The following is a 16217-nucleotide window of genomic DNA, read 5'->3' on the forward strand; positions in this document are numbered from 1 at the left end:
CGGCTTTGGTTTCGATTACTGCCTGGTCGGCTTCGCCCCCGCCGCTTGAAAGAAGCGGGAGAAAAGGCCGGAAATGATTTCTTGCTGCGAAAGCCAGTGATGCTCGGCCGTGCCATTCGCCGTCAGCCAGGCTGCGCGCCCCGGCAGCAGGTGGAACTCGACCCGAACATCGGCCTTGCGCAGCCGCTCGGCGTAGGCCTCGGCCTCGTCACGCATCGGACATTCCTCGCTGGTGATGATCAGCGCCGGAACAAGACCGCCAAGCCGCGTGCAATGGCCGGGTGCCGCATAGGGGTGGGTCAGGCCGCTGTCTTCGCCGAGATATTGCTGCCAGCCGTTAGCGATCGACTGCGCCGAGCTCTGCGGACAGAACTTGCGGAACGACGGCGTAGCGAGACATGGATCGAGCAGCGGCGAGAGGAGAATCTGACCCTTGAGATCGGTCAGGTACTGGTCCCGCGCCATCAGTGCCAGACCGGCCGCTAGATTGCCGCCCGCCTCCTCGCCGGCGACGAACAGCATCGATTTCTTGTGCGCGAATTGCGGGCAGCGGCCACGCATCGACGCGAGCATCGAATAGGCGACGTCGATCGCCGCAGGGAATGGATTGAGACAGGCGGAGGGATAGTCAGGCGCGACGACGACGGCGCCGGCGGCGGCCAATGCAGTCGCCACCTTTTCGCCTGCGGCGACCGTCTCTCCGACAAAGCTCCCGCCGTGAAGGTGCAGCACGACCGGCGGCGGCGACAGCAGGGACCCGCCGCGATAGACGCGCGCACCGCACGAACCGCGGTGCGTTTGCATCGTCTCTTCGGTAAAATGCGTCTCCATCTCTTGCCTCCGCGCTGGGTGAATCCCTAAATGAGGGACAACCCGCGATATTCCAATCATACCATTGTCTTTCGTTTGGAATAGTCCGTAGAATTCGACTACACTATTCGGTATTTCGAACAATTCGGTTGTTGAAATGGATCAGCTCACGGCCATGCGCGTGTTTCTACGGGTGGTGGAAACCGGTAATTTCACTCGCGCTTCCGCCTCCCTCAACATGCCTAAAGCAACAGTCACCAATCTGATCCAGGGCCTGGAGGCGCATCTGCGCACCAAGCTTCTGAACCGCACGACCCGGCGGGTGCTGGTGACGCCAGACGGCGCTCTCTACTACGAACGCGCCGCCCGCCTCCTCTCCGACCTCGACGAACTGGACGGCAGCCTGTCGACTGCGCAAAGACTGCCCAAGGGGCGGCTGCGGGTAGAAACGGCGAGCGCCTTTGCCAACCTGATCATCATCCCGGCGCTACCCGAATTTCACAGGAAATATCCGGATATCCAGATCGATCTCGGCGTTTCCGACCGTACCGTCGATTATCTCGCGGAGAATGTCGACTGCGCCATCCGTGCCGGCACGCTGACGGACCAGTCGCTGATTGCCCGCCGCATCACGGAAATGAAGTTCATATCTTGCGCTTCGCCGGATTTTCTCGGCCGGCACGCGATGCCCGGACATCCGACCGATCTCGAGAAGAATTGCTATGTCGTCGGCTATTTCCTGCCGAAGACGGGGCGGCAGATGCCGTTCCATTTCCGCCGCGGCAATGAAGAGATCGAAGTAAACGGCCGTTATGTCGTGGCCGCCAACGAATCGACGAGCTATCTCGCCGCCGCCCGCGCAGGCCTTGGCATCATCCAGGCGCCGCTATTCATGGTGCGCGGCGATCTCCGCGCCGGCACTCTCATCCCGGTGCTCCCCGATTGGGAGATCGACCCGACGCCCATCTATCTCGTCTATCCGCCGAACCGGCACCTGAGCAGCCGCCTGCGTGTCTTCGCCGATTGGGTAGTGAAGGCAGTGGCGCAGGCGCAGATGGAGGGCTGAATCAAACCGGCCTATCGCTGCTGCGGCTTGTTGGGTTTGGATTTTGGCTTGAAGCCGCCGCGCTCTTTTTGGGCGCCCGGATAGGATTTCTTCTTGCCAGGCAGTGTCTCTCCGGGCCTCTCTGGGCGGATCTCCTGCCCCGGGTTCTTTTTGCCTTTGTGCCCCGGCTTGAACTCTGACGCTTCGCGCTCCACCCGTGGAGGCCGTTTTCTTGTGAACTCCGCCTTGTCCGACGATGGCCGAGAGAAGTCCGGCGTGCCTGTCAGCGGTGTGACGCGGATGCTCTTTTCCAGTGTGCGACCGGGGCCGATTGCCTCCAGCAAACTTTCCGCGCCGTCCGCCGACAGTTCGACAAAGGTCTCCTGCGGCTGCAGGCGGATCGCGCCGATCTGGCGCTTGGAAAGCCCGCCCTGGCGGCAAAGCATGGGGATCAGCCAGCGCGGCTCGGCGTTCTGCTTGCGTCCGACCGAAAGCGCGAACCAGCGGCCGTCGGGGAAATCCGGCCAAACCGGCGCCGCGTCGTCGCGCAGCGAAAAAGGACCGTCCTGCCTGGTTTTCCGGCGATCGTCGGCGAGGGACACTTCCGAGAGGTCCTCCGGTGCCGACCGTCGGGCGCGGAACTGGCGCAGGAAAGCGGCAGCCAGTCTTTCCGCACCCTGACGCTCGATCAGCGCCTGCACGATTGCCCGTTCGTCGTCGCGCAATGGCTCGTCGAAGGCGGCATCGGCAAGAAGGCGCTCCTCGTCGCGTCGCGTCACCTCGTCGGCCGAGGGCGGTTTCGCCCAGGTTGCGGTGATGCGTGCGCTTTCGAGCAGCCGCTCCGCCCGCCGGCGTGCGTTGACCGGTACGATCAGCGCGCTCACGCCCTTTTGCCCCGCCCGGCCGGTACGACCGCTGCGATGCAGCAGCGTATCCGGGTTGGTCGGCAGGTCGGCATGGATGACGAGTTCGAGCCCCGGCAGGTCGATGCCGCGCGCGGCGACATCGGTCGCGATGCAGACGCGGGCGCGTCCATCACGCATCGCCTGGAGCGCATGGGTACGCTCGTTCTGGCTGAGTTCCCCCGAAAGGGCCACCACCGAGAAACCGCGATTGTTGAAGCGGGCCGTCAGATGGTTGACCGCAGCGCGTGTCGAACAGAAGACGATTGCGTTGCGCGCCTCGTAAAAGCGCAGCACGTTGATGATGGCGTTCTCGCGGTCGCTCGGGACGACGAGAAGGGACCGATACTCGATGTCGCCATGCTGCTTCTCTTCCGAAGCGATGCCGATGCGCACGGCGTCGCGCTGGTAGTTTTTGGCGAGCGTCGCGATCGCGCGCGGCACGGTCGCGGAGAACATCAGCGTCCGCCGCTCGGCCGGCGCCGCCTCGAGGATAAACTCCAGATCTTCGCGGAAGCCGAGATCGAGCATCTCGTCGGCCTCGTCCAGAACCACGGCCCGCAGAGCCGAAATGTCGAGAGAGTCGCGGCGGATGTGGTCGCAGAGCCGGCCGGGCGTCCCGACGACGATATGCGCGCCGCGCTCAAGCGCCCGCCGCTCGCTGCGGATATCCATGCCGCCGACGCAGGAGGCGATCGTTGCGCCCGCCGGCGCATAGAGCCATTCGAGCTCGCGCTTGACCTGCAGCGCCAATTCGCGCGTCGGTGCGATGACGAGCGCCAGCGGTGCAGCCGGCCCGCCGAACTGCTTCGCCTCGTCAAGCAGGGTCGGGGCCATCGCCAGGCCGAAGGCAACGGTTTTGCCGGATCCGGTCCGGGCGGAAACCAGGACATCGCTGCCCTCGATCGCCGGGTCGAGCATTGCCTGTTGGACGGGCGTCAGCGTTTCGTAACCGCGTTTTGCCAACGCCTCGGCGATCGCCGGCGCGATCCCTTCGAATTCTTTCATGTCTCGTCTTTCGGATTTCGGTCTTCGCGCCGAGAGACGAGCGAGCCCTTGAACAGGTCGTCATCAGGCGTCGATTGCCGCGGCCAACACGTCGCGGCCAGTTCAATTGGGCCGCTACATACGCGCTGGCAGCACGAATGTACAGGGGCTAACGTCGGGGGGCGTTTCGGTCCCCGCCGAACTCGTTGGCGCCCTGGGAGCCCGGCCAAAGACAGAGGGCGATGAAGACGATCGGGCTCAAGACCGGAATGAAGAGGCAGAGCGCCAGCGGGCCGGGATAGCCGATATCGTGCAGACGTTTGATCGCCAGCATGACCAGCGAGACGGTCGACAGGAATCCGGAAGCGACCAGCGCCAGCGTCCAGAGCGTCAGAGCCGCGTCCTGGCCCTCATATTTCAAGACCTGCGCCAGCAGGAAACCGCCCGTGAAGAGCCAGAAAAGCCAGGAGAGCAAGAACGGCAGGCGGCCGATCCGGCCGGAGGGGCTGAAGAACAGCCAGGTCATACTCGGCTGCCGCCCCTCCTCCGCCATCATCAGTCCCGGAGAAGTTCGTTGATGCCGGTCTTCGAACGGGTCTTCTCATCGACCCGCTTGACGATGACGGCGCAATAGAGGTTCGGGGCCGGCTGGCCGTTGGCCATGGTCGAGCCCGAGGGCATGGAGCCTGCGACGACCACGGAATAGGGCGGCACTTCGCCGTACATCACTTCGCCCGTGGCGCGGTCGACGATTTTGGTCGACTTGCCGATGAAGACGCCCATGCCGAGTACCGAGCCTTCACGGACGATGCAGCCTTCGACAACCTCGGAGCGGGCACCGATGAAGCAATTGTCCTCGATGATGGTCGGACCGGCCTGCATCGGCTCGAGCACGCCGCCGATGCCGACGCCGCCCGAAAGATGCACGTTCTTGCCGATCTGGGCGCAGGAGCCGACGGTCGCCCAGGTGTCCACCATCGTCCCTTCACCGACGTAGGCGCCGAGATTGACGAAGGAGGGCATCAGGACTGCGTTCGGCGCGATATAGGCGGAACGGCGGACGACACAGTTCGGCACGGCGCGAAAGCCGGCCTTCTCAAATTCGTTGACGCTCCAGCCGTCGAACTTCGAGGGAACCTTGTCCCACCAGACCGAGTCGCCCGGACCCCCCTTGACGAGTTCCATCGGGTTCAGCCGAAAAGACAGCAGAACGGCTTTCTTGAGCCACTGATTGACCGTCCAGGTGCCGTCTTCGCCCCGCTCGGCCACACGCACCTTGCCGCTGTCGAGCAGATTGAGCGCCGTTTCCACCGCGTTGCGGATCACCCCGCGCGTGCCGGTGTTGACGGCCTCGCGATCTTCGAAGGCGGTCTCGATCGTCTGCGATAGGGAGGCGAGGTCGTGGTTCGTCATCGGAATTCCTTATTGGTCAGCGGTTGTCCAGCAAGCTCTACTGCATAAATCCCGAAATCGGAATCGATTCAAGGACGGAAATGGAATGGCAATCCAGTGGGGCGTCGCGAGCGACACACGGCAGAAAGACGTATGTTCCCATCGCCTCGGGCAGAAAGTTGAGGACCTTTTACGCCGCTCCTCCACTCTCTTCCACTGGGGGACTTGGCAAGCCTCCCCGTTTCCGGCAGAGAGACCCACTTATGGCTGAGGAGATTTATGAGGGCGTGTCCGGACGAGATGTCGGCTATCCGGAACGCGACGGGAAAGGCGAAACATGGGACGCATGAAAAAGCGAAGCCTTCGCCGCAGAGGCGGGGTCTGGGATCCGCTGGCGGACAGCCAGCAAAGCAGGCAACGCGCCTCCACCGTCCCGCTCACGGCGCAATCCGCTTCGCCGACCTATCGTCTCGCCTATGTCGACGACGATTTCCTATGCCGTGAGGAATTGCGCCCGGTACGTCTGCAGCTCGAACTATTGAAGACGGAGATGATGCTCGCGGAGCGCGGCATCAACTCTACCATCGTCATGTTCGGAGGCGCGCGGATTCCCGAACCCGGCGGCCCTGCCTGGGCGGCCAAGAACGAAACGCAGCGCAAGAATCTGGAGGCGGCGTCGGTCTATTACACCGAGGCGCGCAAGTTTGCCCGGCTCTGCTCGGAGCAGTCGGCCAAGCTCGGCCACAAGGAGTATGTCGTGGTGACCGGCGGCGGCCCGGGCGTCATGGAGGCGGGAAACCGCGGCGCGGCCGACGCCGGCGCCCCGTCGATCGGCTTCAATATCGTGCTGCCGCACGAGCAGGCGCCGAACAGCTACGTTACGCCCGAACTATCGTTCAATTTCCACTACTTCGCCATCCGCAAGATGCACTTCCTGCTGCGCGCCAGGGCCGTCGCAGTTTTCCCGGGCGGCTTCGGCACGCTCGACGAACTGTTCGAGACGGTGACGCTGATGCAGACGGGGCGCCTGGCGCTCGTGCCGCTCCTGCTCTTCGGCGAAAAATTCTGGCGCTCGATCATCAATTTCCAGGCTCTGGCGGATTTCGGCACGATCGCGCCGAACGATATCGATCTCGTCCACTTCGTCGAAACTGCGGAAGAGGCCTGGGACGTCATCGTGCGCTTCTACGAGACGGTTGACCCGAAGTCGATGCCCATGGCATCGGGCCGGCGATAGAGCATCTTGCAGTCAGGTGGAATCACCTGACGTTGCAAGCCAGGCCAGACGGCTGGAGCGGCAGCTTCTCCGGCTTACTCTTTACACGGTCGCAACGACGCGGCTGAGGAAGCCCGTCAGATCCTCGGTGACGTAGTCGATCTGCTCATCCGCGTCGCTCGACGTCTCCCACGCTTCGACGAATTCATATTCGAGATTGCGCGGCACCAGCAGCACGGTCTTCATGCCAAGTGCCTTCGGGACGACCAGGTTGCGTGGCAGGTCCTCGAACATCACCGCGTTCCGGGTATCCACCCGATGCAGGCTCATGAACTTGTCATAGGTGTCGCCGGCGGGCTTCGGGACGAAATCGGCGGCGACGATATCGAAGATTTCATCGAAATGATCGAGAATGCCGAGGGCGCGCGCCGTCATCTCCGCATGGGCGGTGCTGCCGTTGGTGAAGATGAACTTGCGCCCGGGCAAGGCCCGGATCGCCTCGCCAAGCGCCGGATCCGCGGGAACCACGCTGTAGTCGATCGCGTGTGCCCGCTCGAGAAAGTCGTTCGGATCGACGCCGTGATGGATCATCAGCCCCTGAAGCGTGGTGCCGTGATCGCGGTAATAGGCCTTCTGCAGCTTCTTCGCCTCCGCCGGATCGAGCGACAGCAGTTCTGCCACGTAAGCCGTCATGTTGCGGTCGATCTGGGCGAAGAGATTGACGTGGTGCGGATAGAGCGTGTTGTCGAGATCGAAGACCCAGTCGGTGACATGGGAGAATTCGGCACGGGTGGGCAGGCGATCGAGCTTCTTCATCGCCGCCTTATGGCATGGCCGGCGAGCGAAGGAAAACGGAATTCTTTTTTCGCCACCAATGGCTGGAGATGGATTGCCGCCCCCGCTCGTGCTAGCCCGCCTATATGGAAACCTGGGTTCTCATCACCATCGCCGCGGCATTCCTCCAGAATGTCCGCTCCGCCATGCAGAAACACTTAAAGGGCGTCATGGGAACGACGGGCGCCACTTTCGTACGCTTCGGCTTCGGCCTGCCCTTCGCGCTTTTCTACCTGGCCTTTCTCTACCGGTCGGGGCATGCCTTGCCGGTGCCGGGCGGCACGTTTCTTCTCTGGGCGACCATTGGCGGACTGGCGCAGATCGCGGCCACATTCCTGCTCGTCCACCTGTTCTCCTTCCGCAACTTCGCTGTCGGCACCGCCTATTCCCGTACGGAGCCGGCGCAGGCTGCCCTGTTCGGCCTGCTCTTCCTGGGCGAGAAAGCGAGCCCCGGCGCAGTCGTTGCGATCGCCATTTCCGTCGTCGGCGTTATGCTCATTTCCGTTGCTCGCACCACTTTGAGCATCCGGTCCCTACTAACCTCGGTCTTCAGTCGCACCGCGGGGACTGGTCTGCTCTCCGGCACTTTGTTCGGGCTCTCCGCCGTCTCCTACCGCTCCGCATCGCTGGCGCTGGCGCCGAGCCTGCCCGCTCCCGACTACCTGATGCAGGCAGGCTTTACCTTGAGTTTCGTCATCCTGCTGCAGACGCTCGCGATGCTGGCCTGGATCGTCCTGCGGGAACCGGACGAACTCGGCCGCATTCGCGGCGCATGGAAGCCCGCGGCTCTCGTCGGTTTCGTAGGCGCATCGGCATCGTTCGGCTGGTTTTCGGCAATGACCTTGCAACAGGCGGCGATGGTCAAAGTGGTGGCCCAGGTGGAGATGCTCTTCACCTTCGCCTCGTCCTTCTTCGTCTTCCGCGAATGGATCACCCGGCTCGAACTGATCGGCTGCCTGCTTATCGTGCTCGGCGTGGTGACGCTGCTCGTGCTCTGAGCGGCCGGATTCAGGAAAATGGATGCCCGAATTTCGGCGGACGGCACACGTGCAGGATGCTACAAAGCCGTATGATCTGCCGAACGGCGGCCTTGGCGATCATCGTACGGGGCAAATGGTAGCCGGACTCTATCGCGCCAGTTTTTACTCGTGGTTCAGGAGGATATGTGATGACACAGGAGGAAAGGGCGCTTGCCTTTGCAGCGCTCCACCGCAAGGGTGACCCGATCATTCTCTACAATATCTGGGATGCGGGCAGCGCCCGCTGTGTGGCCGAAGCGGGCGCCAAAGCGCTGGCGACCGGAAGCTGGTCGGTCGCGGCAGCCCATGGCTTTTCCGATGGGCAGAAGATACCGCTCCCGCTGCTGGTCGAGGTCGCCCGCGAAATCCTCGCCGCGACCGATCTCCCGCTTTCGGTGGACTTCGAAGGCGCCTATTCGGAAGATCCGGCGCAGGGGGCCGCCAATGTCGCACAGCTTATCGATGCCGGTGTTATCGGCATCAATTTCGAGGATCAGATCGTCGGCAAAAGCGGCATCCATCCGACCGACAGGCAGGTTGCAAGGATCCGCGCCATTCGCGAAATGGCGGAGCGCCAGAGCGTTTCGCTGTTCATCAACGCCCGCACCGATCTCTTCCTGAAGGAAAGCGACGAGACCCGCCACGGGGATCTCATCAACGAGGCGATCACCCGCGCCAGGGCCTATGCAGGCGCGGGCGCCAGCGGCTTCTTCGCGCCGGGACTGGCCGATGCCGACCTGATCGGCCGGCTGTGCGCGGCCTCCCCGCTGCCGGTGAACGTGATGATGAAGCCCGACGCGCCGGACGTTTCCACGCTCGCCGCCGCCGGCGTCGGCCGCATCAGCTACGGTCCGTTCCCCTATCGGGCGATGGTCGCCTGGCTGCGCGCAGAGGCGGAGAAGGTCTATGGGGGTGGAGGAAAATAGACTGATTCCCCAGGCGAATTTTATAGGTCCTGACCCTAGATCCTGCAGCCGATGCCGAAGCGGCGCCCTGCTACGGCACGATCAGCGTGCCGGCGCCGCGTTCGGTGAAGATTTCCAGGAGTACGGCGTGTGCGGTCTTGCCGTTGAGGATGACCACGCCCTGCACGCCGGCCTTGATCGCGTCGATGCAGGTCTCGACCTTCGGAATCATGCCGCCGGATATCGTGCCGTCGGCGATCAGTCCGCGCGCTTCGGCGACCGAGAGCTCCTTGATGAGCTCGCCGTTCCTGTTGAGAACGCCGGGCACATCCGTCAGGAACAGAAGGCGCGTCGCGTTTAGTGCGCCGGCGATTGCGCCGGCGAAGGTATCGGCATTGATGTTGTAGGTATGGCCGTCGCGGCCGGGGGCGACCGGCGCGATGACCGGGATCATCTCGGAGCGTGCGAGCAGATCGAGCAGTGTACGGTCCACTTCGACCACGTCGCCGACGAAGCCGAGATCGAGCACGCGCTCGATGTTCGAGTCCGGATCGCGGATGGTCTTCTTGGCCTTTTCCGCAAAGACCATGTTGCCGTCCTTGCCGCAAAGGCCGATCGCCCATTCGCCGGTCTGGTTGATCAGCGCGACGATCTCCTTGTTGATCGAGCCCGCAAGCACCATTTCGACGATCTCGACGGTCTTCTGATCGGTGACGCGAAGCCCGCCTTCGAATTTCGATTCGATGCCCATCTTGTTCAGCATGGCACCGATCTGGGGACCGCCCCCATGGACGACGATCGGATTGACGCCGGACTGCTTCAAGAGCGCGACGTCGCTGGCGAAGGCCCGGCCGAGTTCGGGATTGCCCATCGCATGCCCGCCATACTTCACGACGATCGTCTTGTTCTCGTAGCGCTGCATATAGGGCAGGGCCTGCGCGAGCAGGCGTGCCTGGATTTCACTTTCTGATGCGGACATGGCGGACCCTCGAAACAAACCGGCTGCTGTTTAGCGCAAACTTATGGCGGATGGAATGATCCCGGCGCAACATAACGCCGTAATGACGGCCGTGGAATGGCGCCTGCCAGCACCATTGCCTGCCTGCGGGCGGGGGTCGAGACCTCGAATCGAGATCAGCCGAAATCCCATTGGAACACGATTGACGGGGCTCATGATTTGACTGATCCTGCCTTGCATGCGGAAAATCGGGCACGGCCTCCGGATATCGAGAGAGTGCATGGAGCGATGACGACGCAGAAGCCCGAAAGCGGGGATTCCCGCCGCGATGAAGTAATCGCGGGGGAATACGTGCTGGGCGTTCTATCCGACGAAGACCGCCGGAAGGTCGAGGCGCGCATGGCCTCGGACAGTGATTTTGCGGCCATGGTCATCCGCTGGCAGAATAATCTCGCTTCCTTCGACGACGCCTACGAACAGGTCGCCCGTTCCGTGCGCGGATCGGCACCGGGCGAGCAGGCGATAGTCGACACGCCACAGCGCCCGCCCGGTCTGTGGCAGTCGCTGCCTCTCTGGCGCAGCCTCGCGCTTGCATCGCTCGCCGCAGTCGTTGTTCTTGCCGCCTCGTCGGTCGGCCTTTTCGGCGGGGGTACGGGCGGAGCGTCGCTGGTGGCTGACCTTTCCGGAGAGGGCAACGCCATCGACCTTGTCGCACGCTTCGATCCCGCATCCGGACGCCTGATGGTGACCCCGGTTGCCGCCAGTCAGACGGAAGAAAAGGCTCTGGAACTCTGGTTGATCAGAGGCACTGCCCCGGCGGTCTCGCTTGGCGTGCTGCCACAATCCGGCGAAGGGGAAATCCCGCTGTCGTCGGGCGACCGCGGCAAGGTCACCTCGGGCGCCACACTCGCCGTCAGTGTCGAGCCGCCCGGCGGATCGCCGACCGGCTCGCCCAGCGGCGCGGTCATTGCCCGCGGGACCGTGCGTTATCGCTGACTTAGCCGCGTTTTCAAAAAGTGCCCGGCTGCGGCGACGGCGTCTGCGCGTCCATGAGTGCCGCCTGCAGCTTCTGTTCCTGCTCCGGCGAAAGCGATGTCTTGAGGACGCGGCCGCGCAGCCCGGACAATTCTGCAAGCACCTTTTCCGGCTGCACCTTGCGCACCAGAATGAAAAGAGCCGAGGAATTGTTCGGGATGGTATTGCCGAGCGACTTGATGAAGTTGTCGTCGATGCCGTAGTCGACAAGCGATCCGGAGAGGGCGCCGGCACCGGCGCCGAGCGCGCCGCCGATCGCAAAGCCGGCGAGGGGGTTCAGGAACAGCAGCCCGACGAGTCCACCCCAGAGCGAGCCGGAAAGAAGGCCCGATGTTGCCCCGGCGGCCGTGAGGTTGAAGCTCTGCTTAAGATGTACTTTGCCGTCGGCGTCGCGCACGACGACGACCGCATCTTCGAGGTCGATCAGATATTCCTTCCTGAGGCTGCTGAGCTTCAAGAGAACCTTGTCGGCCTCTTCCGTCGAATCGAATCCTATGACGATCAAATCGGACATCTCTTCCTCCTGCTCTTGAGACGACGAATCAACGTCGCCAGCCGGAGATAGGGCGGCTCTAGGGCCAGTGAAGATGTCCGGAATGCTTCAGGTGTCGGGCGACCCGGTCAGCGCGCGACGGCAAGATCGATCGCGGCGCGCAGCTCCTCTATGCCGGCGCCTTTCTCCGAGGATGTCGACAGCACCTCCGGATAGGCGGCCGGACGCTTCTTGATCTTTTCGAGCGTTTCGGCGACGAGCGGCGGCACCCCGGCTGCCTTGATCTTGTCGGTCTTGGTGAGCACGATCTGGTAGGAGACCGCCGCCTTGTCGAGAAGCGACAATACCTCCTCGTCGTTCTTCTTGATGCCGTGGCGGGCATCGATCAGCACATAGACGCGCTTCAGCGTCGAACGACCGCGCAGATAATCGAAGACGAGTTTTGTCCAGGCGTCGACCTGTTCCTTGGGCGCCTGGGCATAGCCGTAGCCTGGCATGTCGACGAGTGCGATCGGCGGGAGGTCGCCGGCCTCTCCGGAATAGCCATCCGGCACGAAATAGTTGAGCTCCTGCGTGCGTCCCGGCGTGTTGGAGGTACGCGCAAGTCCCTTCTGGCCGACGAGCGCATTGATCAGCGACGACTTGCCGACGTTGGAGCGGCCGGCAAAGGCGATCTCCGTCGGACCCTCGGGCGGCAGGAATTTCATCGACGGAACGCCGCGGATGAATATCCACGGCCGACCGAAGGTGGCGGCGACGTTCCGGTTGCTGTTTTCGGTCATGTCCTGACATTCCTTATTGCCCAGTCGGGATCAGGCTTTTGGCGCCGCTTGTCAAGCGTGGCGGGCCGCTCGCATGGTTTCGGACAGCGCGCGCCGGCAGGACAAAAAAGCCCCGGATGACTTTCGTTCCGGGGCTTCGAGGCGAAGTGGGCTGCCGGCTATTCCGCCGGCTTGGGTCTCTTCGAAAACAGCGACTTCAGATTGTCGAAGAGCTCGATCCTCACGCCTTGGCGCTTCATGATGATCGACTGCTGGATGATCGACAGCAGGTTGTTCCAGGCCCAATAGATCACCAGTCCGGCGGGGAACGACGCCAGCATGAAGGTGAATACCACCGGCATCCAGGTGAACAGCATTGCCTGGGTCGGGTCCGGAGGCGTCGGGTTCATGCGCATCTGCAGGAACATGGTGATGCCCATCAGGATCGGCCAGACGCCGAGATGCAGGAAGACAGGCACGTCGTAAGGCAGCAGTCCGAAGAGGTTGAAGATCGTCGTCGGATCCGGCGCGGAAAGGTCCTGGATCCAGCCGAAGAAAGGTGCATGGCGCATCTCGATGGTGACATAGATCACCTTGTAGAGCGCGAAGAACACCGGAATCTGGATGAGGATCGGCCAGCAACCCGCCAGAGGATTGATCTTCTCATCCTTGTAGAGCTGCATCATCGCCTGCTGCAGCCCCATGCGGTCGTCGCCGAACTTCTTCTTCAGTTCCTCCATCTTCGGCTGGACCTTCTTCATATTCGCCATCGAGGCATATTGCTTGTTGGCGAGAGGGAAGAAGATCAGCTTGACCACGATCGTGGTGATCAGGATCGCGATGCCGAAATTGCCGAAAAGACGGAAGAAGAAGTCCATCATCTTGAACATCGGCTTTGTGATGAAGTAGAACCAGCCCCAGTCGATCAGCTTGTCGAAATTCGGGATCGAATAGGCGACTTCGTAATTGTCGACGACCGGGACTTCCTTGGCGCCCGCAAAGACGAGGTTTTTGACCTCTGCCGACTGGCCTCCAGCGACGGTGATCGTATCGCTCTTATAGTCGCTCTGGTAGCGGGCCCGGCCGTCCGTGAAATGCGAGAAACGCGTGTCGAAGGGCGTCTCCTGTGGTGGGACGATCGTGGCTGCCCAGTACTTGTCGGTGATGCCGAGCCAGCCGCCTGTCGACTTGCCGGGCTCGATGGTGGTTTCGTCCTCGGCGTCCGAATAGTCGACCTCCCGCAGACTGTCGCCGGTTACGCCGACGAATCCCTCGTGCAGGACATAGATGCTCGGCGTCGCCGGCTTGTTGAAGCGGGTGATGCGGCCGTAGGAGGAAAGCGAGATCGGCGCGGCGCTGTCGTTTTTGATGCTGTCGACCACCTCGAACATGTAGCGATCGTCGACCGAGATCGTCCGGGCGAAGATGACGCCCTTATCATTCGTATAGGTGAGCGTTACCGGCGTCGCGGGTGTCAGCTTGTCGCCGCGGGAGAGCGTCCAGACCGTCTGCGGTCCGGGTACCGCTCCCGTCGCGTCGCTGCCGATGTAGCCGAGTTCGGTGAAGTAGCCGTCCGCCGTTTCAGCAGGGCTGAAGAGCGTGATGATCGGGCTCTTCGGATCGACGGTTTCACGATAGCCCTTGAGCTTCAGGTCGTCGAAGCGTGCGCCGGTCAGGTTGATGGAGCCGGAAAGGGCAGGCGTGTCGATCGCAATGCGCGCGGACTTGGCGACCGCCTGTTCGCGGCTTTCGCCAGCGCCCGGAATGGCGCCGCCGGGCAGGGCTTGTCCCGGTGCCGCCTGCTGGCCGCCCTGCTGAGCTTCAATCTGCTGCGCCTGCTGCTGCGCCTGTTCCGCGGCAATGCGGTCCTTCTCGATCCTCGGATTGACATAGAAGAACTGCCAAGCAACGAGGATCAGTACGGACAGGGCAATCGCCACGAAATAATTGCGGTTGTTTTCCATCATGCTTTCCTGGAACCGGCTGGCGGCCGTTTCGGTTTCGGCTTGCTTTCGATGCGATCCTCGAGCGCCCGAGTCAATGCGTCAAAAGGAGCATTCAGGAGATCGCGTCGGGCGACAATCACATAGTCGTGTCCGGGTTTCATTGCAAACCCGGCGGTAAGCCGCACGGCTTCCTTTAACCGTCGACGCATACGATTGCGCTCGACGGCGTTGCCGTGTTTCTTGGTGACGGTAAAGCCGACACGGGGCTGCGCTTCCGGATCATCCCTGTCGAGCACTTCGAGGAGGAACATCGGCCCTTTGCGACTTTCTCCAGCCCTGACGGCCAAAAACTGCGGACGGCTTTTCAGCCGTCCGACAGGAAGCTTGTGTCTGTCTGTCATATGCCCGCACATGTGGATTCGGGCAGGCTCGGCTCAGGCCGAGAGACGCTTGCGGCCACGGGCCCGGCGGGCTCCGAGAACCTTGCGGCCACCCTTGGTAGCCATACGTGCACGGAAGCCGTGACGGCGCTTGCGAACAAGCTTGGACGGTTGGTAGGTACGCTTCATTTATTTAAATACCGCGGTGTGCGGCCCTTCTTGAGTTTGCATTATGCAAGGAGCGTTTACGTTACGGGCATAGCTCCGCCCCGGGGCGGTATGACCGAACGTGGCGGCTTATAGGGACAAAAGCCCGGCAAAGTCAATTCCCGCCGGTGGCCGACGATGCGCCCCGGCTGACTGGCATCGGCTTCTGCCGGCGGCGCAAGACACCGGAAGCGCCTCGGATCTTGCGGATCGAGAACATCTTCCTGGCCGGCGAAACGGACTGACCCCTTTTGTCGCCGCTTGGCCGGATGATGGGAACGGTGGCGCGTGCTTTCGGCGGTGGTTGGACGCCGTCGGCCGCGACCAAGGGCAGCAGTTCTGATCGGCTGGCCTCGCGTCTCTTCGATTTGCCGGAGCCGCCGATCCACAGGACCGGCCGCTTCCGCCGTCTCACGGCAAAGTGACTTGTTCCGCCCGCCCGTTCGCGCTGTCTTCGAGGGTACGGATCATTCATCCGCTTCCATTCATGGCGGGCGGACCTCGCCGAAGGCAAAACCGAAATGGGCCCTGAACTGAGCGACGGCGCGGAAGACGAAGCCTCCGTGAACGCATCGCCGAGCCGGACTGGCGGCGAAGCCGGCGGCGGTCGCTCGCCGTGGCGCTTCGCGCCGTTTGCGCTGCTCGTCGCTGGCGGAGTGGCCTGCTATACACTGGGCCTCCAGCGATACTTGACCCTGTCGGCGTTGGTCGACCACAGCGAGGCGCTCAGCGCCTATGTCGGCGCCTATCCTGTTCGATCGGCGCTCACCTTCTTTTCCGTCTATGTCATCGTTGTGGTCTTCTCGATTCCCGCGGCATCGGTGCTGACGATTACCGCCGGCTTTCTGTTCGGCTGCCTTCTTGGAAGCGTCATCGCGATCGCCGCCGCTTCCCTGGGGGCCTGCCTTCTGTTTGTGGCGGCACGCGGAGCCCTGAGAGACCTGCTGCGACGGCGCGCCGGGCGCTTCATCGAGCGCCTTGCCGCCGGCTTTCGCCGCGATGCCTTCCATTACCTGCTGATCCTGCGCCTCGTGCCGGTTTTTCCCTTCTTCATCGTCAATATCGCGCCGGCCTTCTTCGACGTGAAGCTGCGCACCTTTGCCGCGGCGACCCTTCTCGGCATCGTGCCCGGCACCTTCGCCTATGCCTGGCTCGGCTGCGGTCTTGACGAGGTGATCGCCCATGCGGCGGCAGGCGTGCGCACGTTGTCTCCGTTGGATTTCGCGACACGACACATTTCTCTGGCGCTTCTCGCGCTGGCGCTGATTGCGGCGCTGCCTCTCGTCTACAGGCGAATACAGCTGCGCCGGAGGGAAAACTGACGTGG

General features: G+C 62.8%; 17 protein-coding genes. 6 read left to right on the forward strand and 11 right to left on the reverse strand.

Features of this window, described 5'->3' with window-relative positions; all coding sequences use genetic code 11:
* Positions 1-15: 15 nt before the first annotated feature.
* Positions 16-831 carry an alpha/beta hydrolase gene (locus EKH55_RS00300; protein WP_151610762.1) on the reverse strand — a complete coding sequence of 272 codons (816 nt, stop codon included), beginning with the start codon at positions 829-831 and terminating at the stop codon, positions 16-18.
* Between the two features lie 136 nt (positions 832-967).
* On the opposite strand from EKH55_RS00300, the gene EKH55_RS00305 reads away from it, so the two are divergent.
* On the forward strand, positions 968-1876 hold the full coding sequence (locus EKH55_RS00305) for a LysR family transcriptional regulator (RefSeq protein ID WP_151610763.1): 909 nt from the start codon (positions 968-970) through the stop codon (positions 1874-1876).
* A gap of 11 nt (positions 1877-1887) precedes the next feature.
* Here EKH55_RS00305 and EKH55_RS00310 read toward each other — a convergent pair whose 3' ends face one another.
* From EKH55_RS00310 to dapD, 3 genes are all read right to left on the reverse strand, one after another.
* A complete protein-coding gene (locus EKH55_RS00310) occupies positions 1888-3765 on the reverse strand; it encodes a DEAD/DEAH box helicase (RefSeq protein WP_069459638.1) in 1878 nt (625 codons plus the stop codon).
* Between the two features lie 148 nt (positions 3766-3913).
* Positions 3914-4297 (reverse strand): DUF805 domain-containing protein, encoded by a 384-nt coding sequence (locus EKH55_RS00315; protein WP_069460007.1) that lies wholly within the window; start codon positions 4295-4297, stop codon positions 3914-3916.
* Positions 4298-4299: 2 nt separating this feature from the next.
* The gene (dapD, locus tag EKH55_RS00320) at positions 4300-5157 is read right to left on the reverse strand and encodes a 2,3,4,5-tetrahydropyridine-2,6-dicarboxylate N-succinyltransferase (RefSeq protein ID WP_069459637.1); all 858 of its coding nucleotides are present in this window, start codon (positions 5155-5157) and stop codon (positions 4300-4302) included.
* A 316-nt stretch (positions 5158-5473) separates the two neighbouring features.
* Here dapD and EKH55_RS00325 point away from each other — a divergent pair, with 316 nt between their 5' ends.
* Complete coding sequence (locus EKH55_RS00325; RefSeq protein ID WP_069459636.1) at positions 5474-6373, forward strand: LOG family protein; 900 nt, start codon at positions 5474-5476, stop codon at positions 6371-6373.
* Between the two features lie 81 nt (positions 6374-6454).
* On the opposite strand, the gene EKH55_RS00330 is transcribed toward EKH55_RS00325, so the two are convergent.
* Entirely contained in the window at positions 6455-7168 is a 714-nt protein-coding gene (locus EKH55_RS00330) for a pyrimidine 5'-nucleotidase (RefSeq protein ID WP_106407885.1), read from the reverse strand.
* Positions 7169-7272: 104 nt separating this feature from the next.
* On the opposite strand from EKH55_RS00330, the gene EKH55_RS00335 reads away from it, so the two are divergent.
* Together EKH55_RS00335 and EKH55_RS00340 are read left to right on the forward strand one after the other, a co-directional pair.
* Positions 7273-8184 (forward strand): DMT family transporter, encoded by a 912-nt coding sequence (locus EKH55_RS00335; RefSeq protein ID WP_069459634.1) that lies wholly within the window; start codon positions 7273-7275, stop codon positions 8182-8184.
* 170 nt (positions 8185-8354) lie between these two features.
* Entirely contained in the window at positions 8355-9131 is a 777-nt protein-coding gene (locus tag EKH55_RS00340; protein ID WP_069459633.1) for an isocitrate lyase/PEP mutase family protein, read from the forward strand.
* A 70-nt stretch (positions 9132-9201) separates the two neighbouring features.
* On the opposite strand, the gene argB is transcribed toward EKH55_RS00340, so the two are convergent.
* The gene (gene argB / locus EKH55_RS00345) at positions 9202-10089 is read right to left on the reverse strand and encodes an acetylglutamate kinase (RefSeq protein WP_069459632.1); all 888 of its coding nucleotides are present in this window, start codon (positions 10087-10089) and stop codon (positions 9202-9204) included.
* A 267-nt stretch (positions 10090-10356) separates the two neighbouring features.
* Here argB and EKH55_RS00350 point away from each other — a divergent pair, with 267 nt between their 5' ends.
* Positions 10357-11064, forward strand: coding sequence for an anti-sigma factor (locus tag EKH55_RS00350; protein WP_151610764.1), 708 nt, complete (start codon positions 10357-10359; stop codon positions 11062-11064).
* A gap of 13 nt (positions 11065-11077) precedes the next feature.
* Here the strand turns inward: EKH55_RS00350 and EKH55_RS00355 are convergent, their stop codons facing one another.
* The 5 genes from EKH55_RS00355 to rpmH form a co-directional block, all read right to left on the reverse strand.
* Positions 11078-11617: a DUF1269 domain-containing protein gene (locus EKH55_RS00355; RefSeq protein WP_069459630.1), complete on the reverse strand. Its 540-nt coding sequence runs from the start codon at positions 11615-11617 to the stop codon at positions 11078-11080.
* Between the two features lie 107 nt (positions 11618-11724).
* Positions 11725-12378, reverse strand: coding sequence for a ribosome biogenesis GTP-binding protein YihA/YsxC (yihA, locus tag EKH55_RS00360; RefSeq protein ID WP_069459629.1), 654 nt, complete (start codon positions 12376-12378; stop codon positions 11725-11727).
* Positions 12379-12536: 158 nt separating this feature from the next.
* Positions 12537-14321: a membrane protein insertase YidC gene (gene yidC / locus EKH55_RS00365; protein WP_192803729.1), complete on the reverse strand. Its 1785-nt coding sequence runs from the start codon at positions 14319-14321 to the stop codon at positions 12537-12539.
* On the reverse strand, positions 14321-14716 hold the full coding sequence (gene rnpA, locus EKH55_RS00370; RefSeq protein WP_069459627.1) for a ribonuclease P protein component: 396 nt from the start codon (positions 14714-14716) through the stop codon (positions 14321-14323). Before rnpA ends, yidC begins: the two co-directional genes overlap by 1 nt.
* Before the next feature lie 21 nt (positions 14717-14737).
* Positions 14738-14872: a 50S ribosomal protein L34 gene (rpmH, locus tag EKH55_RS00375; protein WP_083265374.1), complete on the reverse strand. Its 135-nt coding sequence runs from the start codon at positions 14870-14872 to the stop codon at positions 14738-14740.
* A gap of 539 nt (positions 14873-15411) precedes the next feature.
* Here rpmH and EKH55_RS00380 point away from each other — a divergent pair.
* On the forward strand, positions 15412-16212 hold the full coding sequence (locus tag EKH55_RS00380; protein WP_151610766.1) for a TVP38/TMEM64 family protein: 801 nt from the start codon (positions 15412-15414) through the stop codon (positions 16210-16212).
* The last annotated feature ends 5 nt before the right edge of the window (positions 16213-16217 follow it).

Origin of the sequence: Sinorhizobium alkalisoli (assembly GCF_008932245.1) — a bacterium.
Classification (GTDB): Bacteria; Pseudomonadota; Alphaproteobacteria; order Rhizobiales; family Rhizobiaceae; genus Sinorhizobium; species Sinorhizobium alkalisoli.